At 41.0% G+C, this 1,060-nt stretch carries 1 protein-coding gene; it reads right to left on the reverse strand.

The window, feature by feature from the left end; all coding sequences use genetic code 11:
* On the reverse strand, positions 1 to 967 hold a 967-nt coding region (locus tag R7D93_RS26030), incomplete at its 3' end, for a CHASE sensor domain-containing protein (RefSeq protein ID WP_318129648.1).
* Positions 968 to 1,060 lie beyond the last annotated feature (93 nt).

Consider the following 1,060-nt stretch of genomic DNA (forward strand, 5'->3'; position numbering starts at 1 on the left):
CAATGTTTTGAAGGTGGATATCATCACACTCTAAGCATCGACTAAGAATTTGGCTAAGCTCGTTCGGCATTTTTGTTTTTATCAGATCGCGGATATTCGCATTTTCTAATGCTTCCGGTGTTTTCTGAAATATATGCTGAGTCGCAGCATTACTGTGGATAATGGTGCCAAGGTTGTCGGTAATAACTAACGCATACTGAATGGATTCAATGACTTCTTCTGAAAATGCTCTTTTTTGTTCGAGCGTAGCTAACGAATGTTGGCGTTGTTTTTCCCTTTTTCGGAGTTTGGTCATCATTCGGTTGAATGCGTGAATAACTTCGCCCAGTTCGTCTTTAGAATGATGACGAATTTGTACGTGAGAGGCATTACCAAAAGTAACATCTTGAATTGCACCGTTGAGATCGAGCAACGGTCTTAGAATGATACGATCAATGGTAATGTAGAAAATAATGCCACCAGCCGCCAATATCAGCAGAAGTACGCCGGCATCTTTCAAGAATGAATGTTGCGCATTTATAATTGGAATATGTGACAACGTCACTCGAATTGAGCCAATCACATGCCCTTCATGGATGATAGGCTCAAGTACGTACAAAAACTTGGCGGACAACGCATACCAGAATGCATCGAGCTTACTTCTTTCATTTTGATTAGGAACGGGAGCAGACTCCCCACTCCCTTCAAGCACAATAAAAGGTTCATTGGCCCTATCATACAATTTCACTCTAGAAACGTTGGGCTGTTCTAGAAGATCGGCCAGAATAGTTTGTGCTTTTCGCTTGTTCTTTGTTGTGAGCGCATCTTTAATTGAATAAGACACGTTATTGATTAACTTGCGAGTTTGCTCAACCAACTCATGTTTTGACGATTGGTATGCGGTGTACGAGGTATAACCTTTTGAAGCAACAAAGATCGCCGTAATAAAAACCAGAATCGGCCAGATAAGCTTTGCTCGTAATGACATATATATTCCTGTCGCACAACAACAACTAGAAGACAAAAGAGTTGTTATGCAAGCTATCACCCAATAGAAGCCGTAAGACTAACATGACGGCAA

It is taken from the genome of Vibrio sp. YT-15, from assembly GCF_033337445.1.
Taxonomy (GTDB): Bacteria; Pseudomonadota; Gammaproteobacteria; order Enterobacterales; family Vibrionaceae; genus Vibrio; species Vibrio alginolyticus.